At 40.4% G+C, this 22,229-nt stretch carries 8 protein-coding genes; 2 read left to right on the top strand and 6 right to left on the bottom strand.

The features are described 5' to 3' along the window. From Q4575_RS10035 to Q4575_RS10020, 4 genes are all read right to left on the bottom strand, one after another. Nucleotides 1–11,145 carry an Ig-like domain-containing protein gene (locus tag Q4575_RS10035; RefSeq protein ID WP_303522765.1) on the bottom strand — a complete coding sequence of 3,715 codons (11,145 nt, stop codon included), beginning with the start codon at nucleotides 11,143–11,145 and terminating at the stop codon, nucleotides 1–3. A gap of 31 nt (nucleotides 11,146–11,176) precedes the next feature. Beyond that, nucleotides 11,177–12,454, bottom strand: a complete 1,278-nt coding sequence (locus Q4575_RS10030; protein WP_303522763.1) for a FecR family protein — start codon at nucleotides 12,452–12,454, stop codon at nucleotides 11,177–11,179. 8 nt (nucleotides 12,455–12,462) lie between these two features. Then, nucleotides 12,463–13,836, bottom strand: a complete 1,374-nt coding sequence (locus Q4575_RS10025; RefSeq protein WP_303522759.1) for a lipopolysaccharide assembly protein LapB — start codon at nucleotides 13,834–13,836, stop codon at nucleotides 12,463–12,465. A gap of 472 nt (nucleotides 13,837–14,308) precedes the next feature. Beyond that, on the bottom strand, nucleotides 14,309–15,109 hold the full coding sequence (locus Q4575_RS10020) for an ion transporter (protein ID WP_272180212.1): 801 nt from the start codon (nucleotides 15,107–15,109) through the stop codon (nucleotides 14,309–14,311). 356 nt (nucleotides 15,110–15,465) lie between these two features. On the opposite strand from Q4575_RS10020, the gene Q4575_RS10015 reads away from it, so the two are divergent. Then, on the top strand, nucleotides 15,466–16,857 hold the full coding sequence (locus tag Q4575_RS10015) for a sugar porter family MFS transporter (RefSeq protein WP_303522755.1): 1,392 nt from the start codon (nucleotides 15,466–15,468) through the stop codon (nucleotides 16,855–16,857). A gap of 142 nt (nucleotides 16,858–16,999) precedes the next feature. On the opposite strand, the gene Q4575_RS10010 is transcribed toward Q4575_RS10015, so the two are convergent. Continuing rightward, nucleotides 17,000–17,515: a DUF2058 domain-containing protein gene (locus Q4575_RS10010; protein WP_215963769.1), complete on the bottom strand. Its 516-nt coding sequence runs from the start codon at nucleotides 17,513–17,515 to the stop codon at nucleotides 17,000–17,002. A 63-nt stretch (nucleotides 17,516–17,578) separates the two neighbouring features. Continuing rightward, nucleotides 17,579–20,527: a hypothetical protein gene (locus tag Q4575_RS10005; protein WP_303522752.1), complete on the bottom strand. Its 2,949-nt coding sequence runs from the start codon at nucleotides 20,525–20,527 to the stop codon at nucleotides 17,579–17,581. A gap of 150 nt (nucleotides 20,528–20,677) precedes the next feature. Here Q4575_RS10005 and Q4575_RS10000 point away from each other — a divergent pair, with 150 nt between their 5' ends. Beyond that, entirely contained in the window at nucleotides 20,678–21,694 is a 1,017-nt protein-coding gene (locus Q4575_RS10000; RefSeq protein ID WP_303522750.1) for a hypothetical protein, read from the top strand. Nucleotides 21,695–22,229: the final 535 nt, after the last annotated feature.

Below are 22,229 nucleotides of genomic sequence, written 5' to 3'. Positions count from 1 at the left end.
TTAGTTTGAACCCGTTGAGAAAGTATGTGTACCTAAATTCTTGGTATTGCCCGCCATATCCCTAACGCTTGATAAAATGCTAATTCGATACGTTGTTGATCCTAACAGTGCCGAATTTGGGGTAAATATTATTGTGTCACCTACTACCTCATATTCACCTTCTATAACATCGGTACCTTGCTTGATTTCAGGTAACGAGCGACCATCAATGACCTCATCAAAAACGATGGTTATTGTTGTATTAACATCAACATCTGTTGCATTACTTGCTGGGTCAAGACTGACCAGAGATGGACCCGTTGTATCGTTTGACTCAGAAAGCGATGTCGTAAATGTCAGTACATTGCTTGCTGCGTACTGGTTACCAGCATAGTCACAAAACGCATTAACCGAAACATAATAAGTTGTATCAGCCGATAAGTTTTCCTGGCCTTCAATCGTCACGATTTTTCTGTCCGACGACAATGAGACATAGATATCGACTGAACTATCATCGGTACTTAAAGTCACACCTGTTTCAATAGGACAAGAATCGCTCAGGGCAACGTCAAATTCTAAAACGACCTGGCCATTTAAGGGCATATCTGTATATCCATCAGGTAAATTTGTCGCCACTAAAATAGGAGCTGTCGCATCTAAAGCATCAGCTGTAGTGAACACACGTCGTTGCGACTGAGCCAAAATATTCCCTGCGTTATCTAATAGATAGGGAGAGTAACCAACATAAAAGTCATAGCGAGAATTTGCTACCAATACCGAATCAGGCAATAACGTTAATGTCTGCCCGTTATTGCTTAACTCCCACGTAGAAGCAACTTTTTCCTGTGCGCTAAAGTCTAATAGATAAAACGTATCCGTATCTATTGTTGTAACATCAACAGGTTCGTCAAACGTCACTTGCAACAATGGATTTAGTGGTATGTCAACACTGTAATTAATAGGAATACTCCATGCGCTAACTTCCGATTTGGCAGTATCGACTTTATTACCTGTTGTAAAGGTTACTGTCATTGACTCCTGCATAGCATTACGACTTAAATCATAGAGCCCAGAGATCGTAAATGTATATGTTTCGTCCGGATCTAAAAGCCGTTTTGGTGTGAAGGTTATCAGTGTTCGCTCACGAGTTAGGTTCATAGCTAATGGAATATTCAGGCCCTCACTATCCATCAAATTTGCGATATTTGAGTCAAAACTTGAAATTGCTTCGTCGATTCGAACTCGCAGTTTAAGGTTCAATGGCAGACCAGTTTGCTCATTATCTACATTAATTGAGAGCAACGTTGGGGATGTCACATCGATATCGCTATTTGTCGTAAAGTATCGATATTCGTGCCCTGCTGGATTGCCACTCAAATCACGCAAGCCAGTTGCATAAGTATAATGCAACGTATCGGCGACTAACGCAGAAGCAGGTGTAACTGTAAGTATGGTGCCATCTGACGACAACTCCCATGTAGAGGCAATCCTCAAGTCACTTGAATTCCAATAATAAATGCCTTCATTAGATAAACTTGTTGGATCAATCGGCTCAGAAAAATGCCATTGAGTTACCGCATTAATCGGTATATTAATTTGATTATTTGATATTGAGACATCTACAACCGTCGGTGCCGTAACATCTGCGCTATCGCCAGTATTAAATACTGTTTGGGCGGATACAGCCACATTACCTGCACCGTCAGTGACACCACTAACCACTTCCGTAATTTCGCTGCTTGTCGCAAGGCTTTGTTGGTGGCGATAAGTAATGACTTTGTCTTCTTCATCAAACATTACATTTGTTGCCGATGGGTTATTCGCAACAAATGATATTGGATTGATGCTTTCGTCATATCTAACCGAAAATAGCGCGTTCACCCCTATATTCTCAGCGCCATTTGGCGGATTCATTGCAACTATAGTAGGGCCAACATCATCCACAATCGACAAATCATCCGTTGTAAATGAAATGTAATGATTACCATATTTTATGTCTCCGTCGGTATCAATAATGTCCGATGTAAACTGCACATAGTAACTATTATTGACCTCGAGAGGCTCATCAGGATTGACAGAAATAATTGTGCCAGTAGGATCAAGTTGCACTGTCGCGGGATGAAGTTCTGCTTCAAGGTTGTTTGTATACAATTTGACGTTTTCAGATGTCACAGTAGATTCATCCAATGGCTCTGAAAATTGCGCCATAATGGTCAAATTCAAAGGCAAATGAGTGCCACCCTGTGGATAAGTCGATGTCAATGCAGGAGCGATACCTATTTGCTCAGAAATTTCAGCCATTTCAAAATTACTGTCGTAGGAATAAATCCGATTACCAACTAGATCGGTTAGGCCATCCACATAGACCTCAATACGTGCACCAGGAGTAAGTCCACCAGCTTTCGTCAATGTCAGTGTAGAGCCAGATGAAGATAAACTGACGTCAACTTCCACTAACTCACCATCTTCCAATACAGTTACGCCATCCGCTAAATTTGCCGCAGATATTGGTTTCGACAAATAAAGAGTTATCGTGTCAATATCATACGAAGTATCATCGTTATAACTCGGTACTTGTTGCAAAACTCTGGGACGAACATTACCTGTTGGATCAAGTCCTGTTGTAAAAGAACTCACAAACGGCACTAATGCGTTACCTGATAAATCCACGATCTTGTCATTAGCGACAACAGAAATTAGGCTGTTTTCAGGTAGATTTGCACTAATCGTGACAAACTGCCCGTCCACTGAGCGACTTATTGACGTCGTGAGCGTTTCTGAACCACTAAATACCGCGATATTAGATGAAGTTAATTGCGAGGCATCCATAGGTTCGCTAAATGTTAGAACAATGTCTGTATCTGAATTTGTATCAATACTGAGATCCGCTGGCGAAATTGCCACTATGGTCGGTGACGTATTTTCAACCGATTCCGCAGTGACAAATTGTCGAGTACCAAGGCTCCGTGTATTCCCAGCTAAATCAGCAACCGTACTATACAAATAAATGGTATACGTTGTATTTCCAACTAAATTAACTGAAGGCGTAAAGACGACTGTATTACCAGTTACCTGATACGATCCTGGGACGGTAATTCCGGCCCCACGCACTTCGGGTGCGGTGCGTTGGTCAATATCCTCATCAAATTCCATTGTTATAGTAGAGAGCGACGTTGTGATTTCCGTTGCCTGATGGTCAGGTGAAATTGATACTAGCCCCGGTGCGTCATTGTCTACTTCCGTGTTACTAAGCGTTGAAAATTCAAGTTGATAAGAGTCATTTGTATTACCTGCGTAATCACAAATATCTGACATTGTCAGGACATAATTTGTCGCTGCAGAAAAGTTTTCGACAGGTGTGATACTAAGTGTTTTATCATCTGAACTTAACGCCAAATCGATATCAATCGCAATACCATTTGCTTCAACTTTAATGCCTTCGTCGAGTAGACAACCACGGTTTAGTCTTTCGTCAAACGTAAGCTCTACGGCACCGTTAATAGGCATATTTGTTGCGTTTGTGGTGATATTTGTCGATAACACATTTGGCGCAACATCATCCGTTTCATAGGCGGTAGTAAAGTAGCGATAATTGCTATTGCTTACCCTATTTCCGGCTAAATCTTTTATATAAGGCGAATACCCAAGGTAGAAGTAATGACGAACACCAGCCCTTAATGCCTCACTAGGAATAAAAGTAATGGTTTTTTTATCATTAGATATTTGCCAATCACCCTCGACATCAATACCCGTGGTATTGTCGTACAAATAGAAAGTTTCTTCATCGACAGTTGCAGGGTCGATAGGTTCATCAAACGTCACAGATAGTTTGGGATTTCTAGGTGCGTTTTCTGCTCCATGGGTCGGTGCACCCCATATTGCAATACTGCCGCCTTCGATGTCCGTTAACGCACTTGTAGTAAAATGTGTCGTCATCGGTGTGCTTAAAGTACCGCCACTGCTATTTTCAACCAAACCTATTGACCAGGTGTACTGGCTATTCGATTTGAGTAACATTTTTGGGGTCAACGTAAGTAATCTACGTTCTCTGCTCAGTTCAAGTTCAAAATCGACAGGGTTACCTTGATCATCTTGCAAGCTAATATGCTGTTCATAATCTGTTGTGATTGATTGATTAAAACGAGCATTTAATTTTACATTTCTCGGTACCGAAGTCGCGTTATCTTCTACTGTCGTTGCGGTAATCGCCAGCGGTTGTTCTGTGACATTCCGGTCGGTATCGACTCGATAGTAAGTATAACTAAACACGTTATGACTTAGGTCGCGCACGCCATAAATATAGAAATATAATCGACGATAAACGGGCAATAAGGCCGTTGGAATTAATGTGATTTTTCGGCCATCAGCGGAGAGTTCAACGCTCGCTGCAATATTTTTGCCTGTGGAGCCATCATACAAATAGACCGAACCTGAATGCACACTTAACGGATCGATTGGTTCATTAAATGTAACCGACAATATTGCATCGCGTTGGACGACGTCATAATCAAAAAACGTAGAATCCACTATTGTTGGTGCCGCAATGTCAGGTCCACCGGCTGTGGTAAACGTCGTCGACGCACTAACGACTTTGTTACCGACTAGATCGTAAACTTCCGATATTGTCTCTGTATGTTCTGTCAAAGCAGGTAATGGCTGGTAGTAACTATATCGTAATTGCTTATTGTCTGCATCAAACTGAATATTCGCCTGACCCAAGCGATTAAACCTCAAACTATTAATGTATTCGTCAAATTCAACAGTAAACGTTGCATTTGTACCTATGCCAACCGTGCCTTCTGCTGGGCTAAATGCCGTAATCATTGGTTGTCTATCATCAACTATAGAGTCACTGTCGGTATAGATGTAATTAGAAAAACTGAAATTTAATGAGTCGCCATCCGTGTCTAAAACACTAGATTCGATAGATAAATAATATGATCTACCGACCTCAAGTAACGCTGACGGAATAATGGTTAAGAGCTTGCCTGTTTCGTCCCAATCAAGATGATAGCTTATTGATTCCCAATCTGAGCTAAATTCACCACCAACGGCTTGCAAGTTAACGGTTTGTTCATTAAAGGTGGATTGATCCATTGGCTCATTAAACTTGACCATAAAGGAGCTATTCAATGGCACGCCTTCGTAACTGCTCTGCGGTGTATAACCTATTACATAAGGGCTATAACCAACTCGACCGTCTAAATACGCTAACGTAAAATAAGCACTGGCTGAGTAAATTCGATTACCAGAAAGATCTCTTATCGAATCATCTAAGAAGCTGGTTATTTCAGCGCCATAGGCAAACCCGTCAGCATAATAAACATGAATTGTTTTACCATCATTTAAAAGAGACACCTCAACATCAATTGGTTGGCCATTCTCAACAACTTTAACACCTTCAGCTAAGGTACTAGGGTCAAGCGGCTGATTAAAATGGAAATAAATGTTATTTCGTTCCGTCACTTCAGAAACACCATTTTCTGGACTCTCTTGAATTAGTGAAGGTCGAGAGTAATTATTGCTTTCGGCACCTGTCGTGAACGAACTGACGAAGTGATTTAATGGATTGCCACTGAGATCAACCACGTTACTAGATACAATTATGCTGACAATGGAATCGGCTGGTAAGCTTGCTATTAATGTAACTTCTTTACCATTTACGCCACGATATACGCTTGGCGATACAATTTCGCCTGCTGCATACAAGACAATGTTGCTGCTATTTAAGGTATTTTGAGTGATCGGCTCGCTGAACGATAAAACAATCTCTGTACTATCTGGTGAGACCCCTATTGCACCATTTTCAGGAGAAACTAATGTCACCTCCGGAGGGGTCGTATCTATTTCAGACACTGTATTGAAATATTGTGTTCCACCATACGTTGTATTGCCAGCAAGGTCTGGAACATTATTATAGATTTCTATTCGGTATCTATTTGACCCCAACAGTGGCTCACTAGGTGTAAAAGTAATTACATTACCAACAATTTCATAGCTCCCCGGCACTTCTAGATCAGTTCCTGATATTTCGAGCTCTATTTTAGGCCTTGCCATCAAAGAAACGTCTTCATCAAACTCTAAAACAATTGAAGTATCTTTTGGAACATCTACCGCTTGATGTAAAGGTGAGATGCTAACCAAACTAGGACCCGTTGTATCCGGACTTGAGTTACTCGACGTGGTAAAGCTAATTGTTTGTTTCTCTAATACGTTACCGGCGTAGTCGCATATTTGGTTTAGTTCCAACTGGTAACTTGTACTTGGTAAGAGCTGTTCATCACTTTCTATGGTGATCTGGTCCCCACTACCGCCTAAAGTAACTGAAATCGCTACCGTTTCTTGCCCAGTTGTTAACGTCGCAGCTTGATCTAACGCACACGTTTCAGAGATTTTTCGGTCAAATTCAAATATAAATTGTGGATTGATTGGCATCGTTAAAGAGCCATTAACAACATTTGTTGTCATTAATTGAGGGGTTGTCGCAAGTTCATCTAAGCCTGTTGTAAAGTTCCGCGTTGCACTATTTACAACTGTATTTCCTGCAATATCAGTAATAGGAGTGACCCGGCCGACATTGATTGTATAAGAGTGTTCTGGCGTCAATAAACTGCTTGGCTCGAGACGAATTGTTGTTAAGTCATCGCTAATAGATTGGCTGGTAGCAACAAGTTCACTTACATTGTTGTCATACAAATAAAATCCTGCAGAAACCACAGTTGTTGGGTCAACAGGCTTTGATAGTGTCACTTCAATGACAGGATTGAGTGGCAAATCCGTAGCATAGTTATTCGGGATACTCCAATTAACGATGCTACCAAATTCCGTATCGAGTAATTGCCCAGTTGTGAAATTTAACGAAAGTGCTTCGGTTAATGTATTTCCAGCTAAATCACTCACGCCAGCGATCATAAATTGATAATCTGAACCCGCGTCTAATTCGACCGTTGGTTGCAAAATTATTCGAGAACGGTCCGCCTCAACACTAACTGTTGCATCTACTTTTTGACCGTCGACATCAAATAACTCTAAACCACTGAGCTGCAAGGCGTCGATAGGCGAATCAAACAATACGGCAAAATGGCTATTGATTGGTAAGTCTACATCCCCCTCTGCTGAGCTTGTTCTTTGAACCACTGGCGGCACTAAGTCCTCTGAAAAGTTCGTTTTAAAATCAAATTGATAGCCATTCAACTGATTGCCGTATATATCGGTAATTCCAGCATATATATATACGTTATACTCGCGGCTAGCTTTAAACAGCTGGTCCGCGACAAAACGGATAATCGTATTATCATCAGATAAACTTAATTGACCGGATATGTCTTCCCCAGTTAGCCGGTCTTGTACCACAAAGTTGTTAGAGGTCAGTGTTGTTGGGTCTATAGTTTCATTTATAGCGACAGCGATTTGGGTATTTCGAGGAATATTCACCGAGTTGTCCCATGGACTTACTTTTAAGACTTCCGGTTTGTCAGATTCAACACATGTCCCTGTTGAAAATGTCGAACTAAACGAACCTGACATTGTGTTCCCAGCGCTGTCTTTTACACCCGAAATCGTAATTGTAAAATTGCTGTCTGTTGCTAACGAATCGGTTGCTCGGAAAAATACCTCGGCGCTATTTAGCACGGCGGTTACCGTGCCGGTAATGGCTCCGACATTTTCCTGCAGTAGACTTAGACTCGAGTCATTTACACTTGATGCACGAATAGGCTCATTAAAACGAATCGTAATGCCCTGATTGGTACAAACATTTGTCTGTAGATCGGTGGGGGTTACGTTGATAACAATTGGTCTTGTTGTGTCTGAGTTTAAAGGGTCTGTATCAGCTGCAACTTCGTCGCCATCTAGTATTAAATCGTCGTCACTATCTTCATCTAATGGATCGGTCCCCATCTCAACTTCGAGTCCATCTATTAATCCATCATCGTCCGAATCTGGGTTATTTATATCTGTCCCCAATATCGCTTCCTGATCGTCCGTCAGGCCATCTTCGTCGGTATCAAGATCGTCAACAACATCCAATATATTTACCGTCACCGTTAGGTTTGTAGACAGATTCGTCGGCGAGCCATTGGTTTCTGTTGCCCTAATAACAATGTCGTACATTTCTGTCGTTTCAAAATCCAGTGCAGTATTATTCTCGACAAAAAGTACCCCTGTTGCATTGTCGATGGTAAATATTTGAAGTTCGTCTTCGCTAATTGTCCATTGGACTGCATTCCCTTCAGGGTCAGCTAAAATGGTTGCGGTGTAACCTGCCTCGCTTTGATTTGGGGTATTTTCGTTTAGGCTAAATTGACTGGCGGAACTAAACACTGGCGGTTCATTTACGTTAAGAACCCGAACATCGATAACATATGTTTGCGACAAATTCCCGTCTGATAAAACAAGTTCAAGCTCAATATTCGGTGTAGTCTCAAAATCAAGTACTGCGTCCGTACCCACACGGACCTCACCATCGGCATTGATATACAATCCGTTGCTAGAACTATTTAACGAATACAAGACTGTTTGGGCTTCAGGGTCAATGCCTGTCGCTTGATAAACTAATGTCCCCTCTGTGGTGTTTTCCAATAGCTCAAAATCAGTTGCAGAGGTCAGCATGGGGGCTTCATCAACATTTGATAAATTTATTGTAAATGGTAGCGTCGCAACCGCATCAAAAACATCAAATACCGAAATCGTAAATTCAAATTTATCAACCGTCTCAAAATCTATTAAAGCGTTGTTTTTAACGGAAATGACACCTGTAAGTTCGTCAATTTCAAACGAATTGGTGACATCATCTATAACGAACGTTAATGGATCTTGCTCAGAATCAGTTGCCGTGACCGTGAATATTTCTGAACCTGCGTCTAGATTTTCCGCAATGACTACCGACGCGGCCGATGTGATTATCGGACCTGTATTGTTCGTCGTTATCAATACCACTAGCTGATAGTTATTCACTTCCGAGTCGACCAATATTTCCAATGTGATAATTGAAATACCGCCTTGCCCTATCGCAGGTGTAAACGTGATTTCGCCATCGCTAAGTACGACATTACCGACGGAAGCTGATGCAGATGATATTTCAACATTGGATGGTAAATCTCCGAGGATCTGCTCGAGATCAACTACAATTGGCGTTAAGTCGTCCGTTGTTGCGTGGGCCGCAACAACGTTTAACTGGACCGTTGCAATACTGCTAACCAAATTCCCATCTGTTACTCGGTAACTGAATGAATCAACACCAATAAATCCGGCCTGTGGTGTATAGACAAAACTACCGTTAGCATTGACTACCACCGTGCCCGAACCAGCCGTTGTCACGCTTGCAACATCGATAATAACTGTATCACCATCGATATCAGTGTCATTAGTCAAAATCCCTAGAGCGCTTGGAATTGTTGCTACTGCCGCATTTGACACCACATAAACATCATTATTCGCCACTGGTGGATCGTTTTTAGGTTGCACGTCTATTTGTGCGACCGCCACCGTTTGATTGCCTTCCGGGTCGGTTAATTGATAACTAAAACTGTCTAACCCAGTGAAATTATCGATTGGTTGATAAGAAAATGAACCATCTGTGGCCAATACTAATTCGCCGTGCATTGTCGTTGTTACTACCGATAAAATAAGTTCAGACAGGTCATTATCATTATCCGAATCATTCGCTAATACCCCGTTTGCAGTTGTTATCGTTAGTAGCGCGTCCTCATCGACTTGATAGGAATCTGCAATCGCAAATGGGGGATAACCATTAAAGTCTGGTGATTGAATAGTAACAAGTGTTTCAGCACTTAAATCGTTGCCATCAGACGCTTGGTAAGAAAATTGATCAAACGTCGTAAAGCTGTCATTGGGGGTATATAAAAAACCACCGTCTGTATTTACAGAAATTGTCCCAAACAAAGGTGCAGTAACAAGCGGTAAATTTACGGCTAGGTCGTCACTTTCTACATCAAAATCATTTTCGAGCAGTCCGGGACTGGCAACCGTTAAAGTGTCTCCAGTAATAACGAAACCGTCAACATTTGAAACAGGAAGGTCATTAATACCAGTCACATTAATCTGCACTAATCCGATTGCAGTTAGGCTATTAGAACTTGTAATTTGATAACTAAATTGGTCTGTACCAAAAAAGTCAACATTAGGAATATAATCAAACGTGCCGTTAGCATGTATGTCAAGTTGACCATTGGCGGCTTCTGATATTGGAGTCGTTACTATAGAAATGGTATTGGTGCCAGTGGCCGTGTCATTAGCAATTAAGTTACCGCTTAGTGTCCCATCTTCTACAACTGTAAACTCATCGTTATTGGCCGTTGGCGGAGTGAAATCCAAACCGTCTACTAAAATAATTTCCGAACTAAAAGCACTCTCGCCGGTACCATCAACCCCTGATACAACCAAATAATAATCTTGCTCAATGGATTTTTGTGACAAGCTTACTGAATTTTCTCTGATCCCTAACTCTGATATTCCGCCATTTAATGAGGCTATATTACTGCCTGTAATACCGGGCTCATTTGCTACATAAACGTTATACCAAAGAAATTCGTCTGAAGTGGACCATGAAATATTTAGCTCCGAGCTCGACTCAGAAATTTCAGCAACCACATTAGTAATCGTTTTCGGTTGCCAAAATAACACCAATGTCGCGACTCTTTGTTGTTCTTCATTGCCATCTACAACCCATAGTTCAAGCGTATTTTGCCCTGGCAACCAGCCTAAAACGGTTGGATTAATACCACTGATAGTTGCTTTGAATTCTGCACCACAGTTAAGATCACAGACTGCCATGGCAAGTTCAGTATGGTTATTTCCAAGAAATATAGCGCTAATACCTTGGGCATCAGAAACATCAATTGCTAAGGTTAAATTGCTGTCAAATTGACTATTTGGTTGCGGATAAACAAAGCCACCAACAGCATTAAGTTGGCCAACTTCAATAATTTGCGAACTAGATAACGATGCCCCTTGAACTTTAGGGCTATATGAAAACGGAACGAGCTTAATATCACGGGCTTGCAATTGCACTTCATCTTGCGACCCTGGTTGCAATTGTTCTTGCGCATCAAGTGGTGCTTTTTTTGCCGCACTTTCGTCCGATCCACCACAACCGAACAGCACTAGGCTGACAGCTAAGCTACAAGCGATCTTTATTTTTGTCATTGCGCTAATCATTACTGCCACCACATATCCGTTACTTAATAATAAAACTACCCGTTGTATTGATGTTAGGGCGTAAAACTTCTTCTAACTCAAAATTACCAATTATTGAGTCTAAACCGTCATAAAATGCGGTATCTATTTCACCATCAGCCAAGTTGTTACCATGGGAAGCATGACTTATATCTAAAGCAATTTGACCAGACGTAGAAATGTTTCCAGAGAACGTTGCTCGCCATTCTCCTTCGTTATCATCTAAAGTTAAATTACCCGCGGTAACGCCTAGCGTGTCAAAATCAATGTCCATCGACATCTGGAAGTTTTTTAAGCCGCCCGCCGTTGAGTTGCCATCTAAAAGCTCAGCGTTGTTATAGGTTAATTTTCCACTTCGGTCAGGCAATAGCTGCTCTGCGGTTTTTGGTTGAGCAGTATTAAATTCATCGGTTGCGAGATATGAGCCATCTTCGGCTAAATCCACCGCAATTTCAGTAAATTGTCCATCACCTGCTGTCATTTCTGTATCTTGGCCAATGTCGTTAGCTTCGGGTACCGCTGCATCTGAGCTTTGACTATTGCTTGTTTGCGCAACTTCAGTGGTCTCTTCTTCACTATTATCTGACGGTTCATCGTTACTAGTGACTTCTTCCGAGTTTTCAGCCTCTTCAGAACTTTCTTCTGCTGTACCTGCCGTTGTTGACATACCTGAATTAAAATTCTTTGGGGGTTCAAGTAACATGGTCACTTTACCCGTACTGCTTATTGAGGCATAAGAGAATGCCTCTCCTGCGCCAAATGAAACTTGTCGACCAGGCTCATCACCAACACCGATTGAAACGTCTACAGCCCCATCCCATACCGCGATAAACATTTCTTTTGCGACAAGTTCTACTTCGTAATGAGTACCACGGATCCCAATACTGCCCACGGGAGTTTTTAATCGATAATCGCCATTTTGCGCCTTAATATTTCCCGTAACCGAGCGCAGGCCCCCTTTAACCAATTCCATGACGACAGAACCTTTACCTGACTCGTCAGAATACTGGTAATCGGCTATTTTTAATTCACTATTCGCTTTTAACGCTATAAGTCCACCATCAGACATTCGTAATTGAGCTTTTGCTTTATCGCCCGTCGTGATGAGGTCCTGTCCGAAAACAGCTGTGCGACGTTTTAATTTACGCTTTACATTGGTTTTAATGTCGCTGGCGTTTACGGCACCAACCACCAACATAGTCTTACCCGCGATATCCGCTGCATGCGCCACGCCGCATCCCATAAATAATGCAATTACTGTCAGTTTCCTAATTAACATATCGGCTCCTAAAACACATATTGCCAACCCATTACGGTCTCGACACGGTTAAAATTAAATAGCTCTACATTGCTGTCTTTTTGTTGAATATTTAACTGCAATTTAAATTGTTGATGCTCAGAATATTGGTAATTTAGCTGTGATGACGCAGCAATAATAGATTCGCTACGAACCGCTTTGAAGATTGGATGTTGTAAATCGTAACTATGAGACTCATACATGACATAGCTGCTGCTCATGACTTTATCCATAACGGGCAATGTAATTTGATAAATAAGACCAATTGTGGACTTGTCATTGTAGCCATAATCGCTGTCGGAGGCGCTGTCATTGGTATAATGCAGGTTTAATGTGTGCAACATTTTACTTTTATATTGAACACCGGCTGCCAACTTAATTCGAGAAAAATCGAGTTCCGGGCTAATTTGATTAGCCACAAATGACACATTTGCGCCAAATCTGTAATTAACTTGTTTATTTACTTTTTGTTTAAATCCAATACCCGCCCCTGTTTCAACTCGATACAAACTCACTTCGCGTTTAGGTTCCGACGTTAAATCATCTATTGTGTCTGTTTTAACATCCTGTTCTAACCATAGTGGTCGTGTATACCCAGAGTAAGATACTTGGCCAAATGACCAGTCCTGAACTAATGCAATATTTAATGCTAATTGTTGACGTTGAAACTGATTGTTTTCCACAAAACCATAATGGCTCGCAGCAACATCGATTTTTATAGCCTGATTTTGATCAATTGGATGCTGATACCCCCCCATGTATGACAGGTTATAGCCTGTATCTGAGGTCGCTTTTGCAGATTCAAATAATACGATTTCACCTAAGTCTGGAATCAAAATACTATCTTGGTCAGTACCGCTATTGATATTACTGTCTAACGATAAATTCGCACCGACAATGTGGTACCACACGGTTTTTCGACTTAAAGCGTTGCGATTAATGGTTGAGGATAAACTTGAAATTTTGTTTTGTTGTTCTGCAGTTAATGTCAATTTTTTTAGCTTTTCTAGCTCCGCTAGAGCGGCGGCGTAATTTCCCAGTTTATTGTAACTTTGAGCTAAGAAAAAGCGTCCTATAAACACCTTGGGCCTTAAAACCGATACACGTTCAAAAGCAAATACCGCTTCTTGAAAACGCTGACTGCCATACGCTGCAAACCCAAGTAACAGATCAAAATCAGCTTCGCCACCATAATCAAATGCGAAGAGCTCGGCCGTTTGATAGGCTGATTCGTAATCTTTGTTGGTCAGTAGATAATTTAACTCATCCAAAACATCTGGGTAAGGCAAAATTTCGCTACGAGCTTGACTCGCGAGAGGCAACAAGAAAATAACAAAAACAACTACTAGGCGTCTAATCAGCATAAACCACCTTCGCTAGTTTCAATTTGAGGATTGTCCACGATACAGTTTTACCTTAAAAGTTAACCTTGATAGTTGCGTTTCGATTAAAACATTCTTACTAAACCGTTTAGATAATACACACACCGTAGCCTGTTTAACAATCCAACCACGTTGTTTAAAAGGGATAAATCAAGCGTGCTGTCTTGCTACAAAGTGTATATTGTCCACCAAATTACTGGCCAAGCCATCTATGGTGGCATTAGAACCTCGGTTAAAAAGCTACAGCCCATGACCTTAAAATAGTGTAATAAAGCACAGTGATGCAAATATGACAGCTAGACTATTTTCACAAAAAAAGAAATCTAAATGGTGATTATTTTGAGTGTAGTATAAATAATCAAAATATTGCCGAAAAAATTAATATTTTCTAAACAAATCATGGGCAACTCATTCAAACCAATAAAATACGTTGGCCGACAGCCAACATATTCAATTACAACTTATTTTGATTAGTGACAAGTTGATTAACCAAAGCTTTGAGCTCTTTGATCTCTGTTTGCAATTCAGTCATAGAAGGCTCATTGCTAACATACAATAGCGCTTGCTCCTTTTCCATGACGCTCACCACGATGCCAATAACCATATTTAAAAATGCAAAGGCGGTAAAAAAGATAAATGTTAGGTAAAAGATCCAGGACATTGGGTACACTTCCATCGTCTCATACTGGATGTCGGTCCAATCTTCAAAGGTCATGATGCGGAACAGAGTTAACATCGAAATAGCAATGTCTCCCCAAAGCTTTGGATTTATGGAATTAAAAACAAAACTACCAATTGCTGCGTAAATATAAAAAATGATAAACATCAGCAAGACAACATAGCCCAACTGCGGCAATGCTTTGATTAACGAGTTAATTAATACGCGAAGTTCGGGGACAACTGAAACCATTCTAAGTACCCGAAACACTCGGACCAGACGAGCTAACAGTGCCATTTCAGAGTCATCAATTGGGATCAGACTTATTGCAACAACCAAAGAATCAAATATATTCCAGCCCTTCTTGAAGAACTGCTTTTTATCATCATCTGCGATAAATCGAATGGTTAATTCAACTAAGAAAAAGACGGTAATAAAAGTATCTAGAATATAAGTAATTGAAATGGCACTTTCTGGCAATTGAAAGGTCTTTGCGCCTATTTCGAGTGCCGAAAGGATAATAACTGCGACAACAACAAGCTCAAAAATTTTATTATTTTTTAACGCGTTAAACTTAGATTTTATAACCTGATACATGTTTTTTAGCTAAAATATGGGTGGTAAAAAGTGATGTGAATTATATCGGACATTGCCCCAAATGTAGAACTGAATTTTTAGACTAATATCATTAGTTCAATTGGAGTCTATTATTAAGGTTCATGCATAAAACGCTTCAGCCTCACACATTATCAACATTAAAGACGTTAGGGTTGCCGCCAACTTATGTCTGCTCTCATCCAAAACACGAAGCGCGACAATAGGCCAACTTTCATACACCTATTTGTGCCTCGTTGATAACGCTAATAAATTTAGTAAAGCTAAAGCAAAAATACTGCATTGCATAAACATAAAATAACGCTTAGAAAAGAGGCAAAAATCAAACGGGAAAATAAATGAATAATAACAATAATATCTTTATCGCCTTTATCAGTGTCGTTGCCACGATAGGCGGTTTTTTATTTGGATTCGACAGTGGCGTAATTAATGGCACAGTTGACGGTCTTCAACAGGCCTTTAATTCACAAAGTATTGGCACAGGTTTTAACGTATCGAGTATGCTGTTAGGTTGTGCTATCGGTGCATTTTTTGCTGGCAGATTAGCGGACAAATTTGGTCGTCGTGCTCTACTACTCGTCGCAGCTGTGTTTTTCATCATTAGCGCCTGGGGTTCTGGTATTGCAACTAGCTCTGTCGAGTTTATTGTCTATCGCATCCTCGGAGGTCTCGCTGTTGGCGCCGCATCGGTAATGGCTCCAGCGTATATTAGTGAAATTGCGCCAGCGGAATACCGCGGCAGACTCACCACCATTCAACAAGTTGCAATAATACTAGGCCTGTTCATGGCATTTGTAAGTAACTACTTACTTGCTCAACAAGCAGGTTTATCTACCGAGATTCTATGGCTAGGCTTTGAAGCATGGCGTTGGATGTTCTGGATTGAACTGATCCCAGCGGTCCTATTTTTCGTTATGTTGTTCTTTATCCCTGAAAGCCCTCGATTTTTAGTGGCTAATGGACAAACGGATCTGGCAAAACAGGTATTGTGTAAACTTTATGGCGTTGACGTCGGCACCAAAAAACTATCAGAAATTGAAGCCTCTTTAGATGCTGATCACAAACCTCAACTCGCTGATCTCCTTGATAAGAAAACCCAAAAAATTCGTAAAATTGTTTGGATTGGGATCGGCTTAGCTGTATTCCAACAAATGGTAGGCATTAACGTGGTATTTTATTATGGTGCGGTATTATGGCAGGCCGCAGGATTTGCGGAGTCCGAGGCGTTATTAATTAATATTATTAGCGGTGCAGTTAGTGTCACAGCTTTAGTAATTACTATTTCAGTTATCGACAGAATCGGCCGTAAACCGCTACTTAAGTGGGGTTCAATTGGAATGTCTGTCACCTTAGGTATGTTAGTTATTGCATTTACAAATGCCGATACAGCTTCAAATGGTGACTTAATTCTGGGCGACTGGGGTACATTAGCGCTTGTTTCAGCAAATGCTTATGTTTTCTTCTTTAATATGTCTTGGGGACCGGTGATGTGGGTCATGTTAGGGGAAATGTTCCCGAATCAAATCCGCGGTTCTGGTTTAGCGGTAAGTGGCGTTGCACAATGGGGCTCTAACTTTATTATTACTATGACATTTACTATGTTACTAGGTTCTATCGGACTTGCGGGCGCTTATGGCTTCTATACGATTTGCGCAATCCTGTCAGTATTTTTTGTTATTTACTATGTGTATGAAACAAAAGGGCTTGAGCTCGAAGACATGGCTGGTTAATCGCTAAGACCGTCCATATTGTATGTAAGGTTGTATGGGCGGTTGTATGGACGGTTATTTAAAAAATAAGCAATCACAAAAAAGCCTAGATTCATTCTAGGCTTTTTATTACGTATTTATCTGAGCAATATAACTCAAACGCTTACCACATTAAGTCGTCTGGGATCACATAGTCTTTGTATGGATCATCTTCATCAACTTCTTCAACGGTATTTTGTGATACAAGTATCGAGTCATCTCGTTGAGCAATCTTTTCAGCTACCACAGAAGGCACAACAGCATAGTCGTCTGCTAATCGAACAATTGACAGCAGACCGTTGGCTAATTGACGTTGAACTTTGTCATCAACATTAAGTTTGCGAACTGCGCTGCCGTCTGTAAAGTTATAAGCTAAACTGCCACCGTGCAAGTTTAATTGATTCATTTCAATTAGCTGTACAATTTGGGCCTGAATCGCTTTCTTTTTAGCTTCTTCTTGGATCTGCTTGTTTAGCTGTTTATCACGCTCTAACTGTTCTGTTCTTTTAGAATCAGTTGCTGCTTTAATGTCACGTTTAAGATCACGATTCTTTTTACTGGCTTTTTTCGCCTTCTTCGCTTTCTTTTCGTTCGTTAAACCCGCTTTTAATAGCTGTTCTTGCAGTGACATCTGAGCCATAACTCTACTTACTTCTCCAATTTTTAATAATGCGCATTATCGTTTTTTCTCGCTAAATTTCAACTAGTACTGATACCTTAATCCAAACCACCCTTGTACCGAATATTCGTCTTCGGGTGAGATCAATGTTGCTAAACCATAGTCAAAAACCAAGTCACTCAGGCCTGTTCCATACATATTGATTTTTTCTTTGCTTCGTAATCCGACAATTTCCATTATGACATAGCTATCGACTACTAGTTCTGAGTAATAAAATTGACTTCCGCCGGTACGGCTAGACAACGCAAATGTTATCCGCTCAAATTTGTCACCAGTGTCATAACCAAATGGCAACTCTGGTGCAAACTGCCAATGGCTAAACATGTCTTCTGCAATTAGCGTCGATGGCATACCACCGATGGACAACAAATCATAACTACTATCTTTTCGCTCTGCGCTTAAATAGTCAGTGGTAAACAAGATACCTTGATAGTGAGCACCAAGCGACAATTGTAAATCTGTGCCTGTCCAGTCATCTACGCCGGCCACTAAATCTCGTTCAGTTTCACCACTTAGCCAATTTATACTAGACGACTGCACAACGCCCCATGATTGTCGGTCAAACCAGAACTGCTGTTTATGACCAAACGACATTGACTTATCAGAGACCACAGCATAACCATCTGGCTCATACTCATTGTGATCGTAACTCGCATTAAATTCACCACTATAAGTTTCAAATAAACGATAAGGGTAATCTGCGCTAAATCCGACACCTGCAAACGTCGTTTTGTCGCCTCTGACACTATGGCCTTGTTCGTTAAAGTCTAAATTAAAATAATGAAAATCTGCTGTCAGATTTATCGGATATTTTCGAAAATTAAGGTAACCACTTACTCCCGCAGCAGTATTACTTAAGGAATCTAAACTCGCATTAAGTTGCCAGTTCAAAATTTGTAACAAGTCACTGCCTTTAACGCCAATTTCCAACAAATTAGTGGAGGCACTATTAAATTGCCCGCCTACCGTAAGTGTTTTATCTTGACGCCATAGCCCTTCCGAAGAATTGTAATCTAAATGTTCTCCTATTGAATCGTCCTGATTAAAGGAGGCTGCAGGCATTTTAATTGGGTATGGGCTAATAGATTCTAGGTATTCCCAATTTTGTTGGTCTGAAATCCCAAATACGCGATGCCAATTTCCTTTAGACGTTTGAAACGAATACAAATTTGGACCTGTTGAACGATATGAAGAAAATAAAATCGTAGTGCCAAGCTTATTTGGTAACTCCATCGGCCAGGCAACCGGGACATGGCCCTGTGTTAATGCAAATAATTTTTGATCTTCAAACTCGTAACGATACATTTTTAATGCTTCGCCCTTACCTGCAACATAATAAAGCGCCTTACCATCTCGAGACCAATTTAAAAACGATAAGAACTGGTATTCGTGTGGCAACGCTACATAACTTGTTTCTTGGGTCGTCAAATTTCTTATTTTAATTCGCCATGGTTGATTTATATTGTGTTCAAGGTAGGCCAGCTGGCTATTGTTTGTCGGGTTCACTCGTGGGAAGTCATACCCGTATTGTAATGACGCGGTTTCAATTTCATTAGCCTGAACCGTGCCACTTAAATTGGTAATATTAAACTGCACCAACGAAGAATAGCCGAACTTATTTAATTCGGCATAAACACGACCACTAGCAATGTCGACATCAAATCGTCTGACATTTAGTCCATCAGTCAGTTGCGTTACATTGCCGGTGGATAATTTCCACTTAAATAAATCTTGGTGTTTAAAATTATTACTGTCCGTTGTACTGGAAACAAACAGCAACGCATCGTCTCCCATCCAACGTGGGTGGCGAATACCATTAAAATTACGCTGCGCAAGGTTAAATTTTTTCTTACGTTTAAAAATAACTGGCGGCGTATCAGCAATGTCTATTGGATCGGCTTCAATTAAATCTTTTTGTGCTTTTTCAAACTTTTCTTTCGCTTTGATATTTTCTTTGGTTTCATAAACCACTAGATTGACTTTAGCGTTTGGTCCCTTTGACTTCTCGACAACAGCTAAAAGTTCACTATTTGGGCTTAATGTTGGTTCTGCTAATTCAAAATCACCATCTAACCAAAGACTGTATTTATCCATGATGTCTTTGTTTTCAAGATTCATCACTTTTTGCGTAAATTCGGCAACAAAACGTTGATATAGAAGCTGAGCGGGTTGATTAAAAACGCCGACAAAGGCTTTTTCAAAGTTTCGTTTTTTGGCGCCTTTCATCCGTGTCCAAACAGCGTCTAATTTTTTCTCACTGTAGTTGGCTTCAATCCAAGCTAAAAATCTACCACCGACTAAGTAAGCCATATTACCGATCCGATATCGACCGCTTGTACTGCTAAGTTCATTATAAGTCGGCCAGCCACCTTCACGTGCAAATTGCTGTAACATCATTTCAACTTGCACATCGTACAATCGGCCACGACCTGTAAGTTTTGACTCCAGCAGGGTCGCATAACCTTCCGCGACCCATCGTTCGGTAATTCCGTTTGTTACATCATAAATATCATAAATAGACGCCACAAAGTTGGTCCATGTGTTACGACTTGGTTGTGCGAGGTGCAACAAATGTGCATATTCATGAAGTGATAAAAGTTGTGGCCAACTTGAAGAATTAGAAATCTGAGAGTCAGATTGTGGTGCTGTTGCAAATAACGCCATAAAAGGCTTATTACTATATGGAATTGCAAAGCCATTCGAGTCATTTAAAGGGTCAAAAACAACCACATTGACGACTTCTGGAAGGGATCTTTTTTGCTGCTGTAATAATACGGTTCGCGACGCTTCCATTTCATGTGCAGCTGCTATAGACCACTCCTCATATTCGGCAGTGTAATGAATCCGAAAATGTTCAGTTTTAAATATTTTCCAGTCCAATTTAGACATAGGGTCTGCAATACCCTGCCCACTCGCTACAATAAACATCAACAATAAAAAGTTAATTAACAATATAATTCGGTTTTTGAACATTTAAAATCCTTGTCGCCTTAACCTCAAATTTAATGATGACATTAAGCCTGCTTTTTTCTTTAATACTGACAATATACTAAATTATAACAAAATGTTTTAGGTGGCGACCAAAACATTGTTATGCTGTAAAAAAAAGTTAGGAATTTAAACATGATGGAAGTATTCGACTCCTTAAAAGCAAAGTTTTTTGACAATTTGAGTCAACCTCAAAAAATCTATCTATTTGCATTTCTCCTGCAACTTTTGTTTTTTGCAACTGATGATCTCATTGCATTTTCAACTATTGGCTTTGTCGCAATTATCGGTATAGCAATGGAGGTATGGCCTAAATTTGTTGCCGCCTGGAACAATTTGTTAGGCCGATTCATTATCATTATCAGTTATGCAATCGTTGCAAATTTTGCGGTGGCATTTGCTGCACAAAAAGTGAATGAAGTGATTGGTATTGATCCTTCCCCGCTGTTTTATTCTATTGGATTTGCAACCCTACTTATGGCGCCAATATGGATGTTGACACTAAGTGCAACGGTTATGGTCCTTTATGTGATTTTTTTGCAATCACTTATTTTATTAAGAATATTTCTCAAAATAATTAGGCTTGATAAGTTGTTTCAATCTAAGGCCCCAAAAAGTAGTTTGTCATTAGCTTTACTTAAATTATTTCTAATTCCAGCCATGCTTACGACTTTAACTTCAGCCATTGAATTTTACAGCGGTGAATTTGACTCCGCAAACATGCAACAAACCGTAAAAGATATCGGCAAAAGTTCGCCTTATAATAACAGAGTCGATGACAATAATGTTGCTGGTGATAGCAGTACAGAGGCTGATTTATCCAAAAGTAAGGAACAGGAAATAGCGGAAGAAATCCTAGCGGCGACACTCGTCGAAGATAATATTACTGGTATTACAGATGGAAAAGCGACAAATGAGACAGATAAAGAGGTCGACGATGACGAAGAGCTTGATTATGATTTCACCTTTAATCATCTCATCGCTATATTTGTACACAATGTCGAACTATTTAAATTTTCACAGTGCATCAAAACAGATAAAGAACGCGTTTTATCAATAGGCGAATTTGATATTTTAGTCAGTACGCCTGATAAAAATGCGCAATACGGACACAAGTTTACTGTTAGAAATTGCCAATTAAAATCTTTTTAAACGGCTTAATGATAGGGTTTACCTTGTCCACTACACTGTCGTCATAATGACCTAGAGAGCGTATTTACCAATATAAATGCGCTTTTTATAACGCAGACACCCACCGTTGTTTTAAGCTTCAAACGCTCCTGCGCCAGATGATTATAACGGATTATAACGTAGACACCCACCGTTGTTTTAAACCTCAGATTATAACGTAGACACCCACCGTTGTTTTAAACCTCAAACACTCCTGCGCCAGATTATAACGTAGACACCCACCGTTGTTTTAAGCTTCAAACGCTCCTGCGCCAGATTATAACGTAGACACCCACCGTTGTTTTAAACCTCAAACACTCCTGCGCCAGTTTATAACGTAGACACCCACCGTTGTTTTAAACCTCAAATGCTCCTGTGCCAGTTTATAACGTAGACACCCACCGTTGTTTTAAACCTCAAATGCTCCTGCGCTATTTTAAAACGCAGACACCCACCGTTGTTTTAAGCTTCAAACGCTCCTGCCCAGATGATTATAACGCAGACACCCACCGTTGTT

The sequence above is a fragment of the Psychrosphaera sp. 1_MG-2023 genome, from assembly GCF_030548245.1.
GTDB classification, from domain to species: domain Bacteria; phylum Pseudomonadota; class Gammaproteobacteria; order Enterobacterales; family Alteromonadaceae; genus Psychrosphaera; species Psychrosphaera algicola.
This window is presented reverse-complemented; position numbering and strand designations above follow the sequence as displayed.

Bases quoted from the DNA above. Each gene is read 5' to 3' on its own strand.
- Q4575_RS10015 (WP_303522755.1), top strand. From the start codon at position 15,466: ATGAATAATAACAATAATATCTTTATCGCCTTTATCAGTGTCGTTGCC.
- Q4575_RS10000 (WP_303522750.1), top strand. From the start codon at position 20,678: ATGATGGAAGTATTCGACTCCTTAAAAGCAAAGTTTTTTGACAATTTG.
- Q4575_RS10010 (WP_215963769.1), bottom strand. From the start codon at position 17,515: ATGGCTCAGATGTCACTGCAAGAACAGCTATTAAAAGCGGGTTTAACG.
- Q4575_RS10020 (WP_272180212.1), bottom strand. From the start codon at position 15,109: ATGTATCAGGTTATAAAATCTAAGTTTAACGCGTTAAAAAATAATAAA.
- Q4575_RS10025 (WP_303522759.1), bottom strand. From the start codon at position 13,836: ATGCTGATTAGACGCCTAGTAGTTGTTTTTGTTATTTTCTTGTTGCCT.
- Q4575_RS10035 (WP_303522765.1), bottom strand. From the start codon at position 11,145: ATGACAAAAATAAAGATCGCTTGTAGCTTAGCTGTCAGCCTAGTGCTG.
- Q4575_RS10005 (WP_303522752.1), bottom strand. From the start codon at position 20,527: ATGTTCAAAAACCGAATTATATTGTTAATTAACTTTTTATTGTTGATG.
- Q4575_RS10030 (WP_303522763.1), bottom strand. From the start codon at position 12,454: ATGTTAATTAGGAAACTGACAGTAATTGCATTATTTATGGGATGCGGC.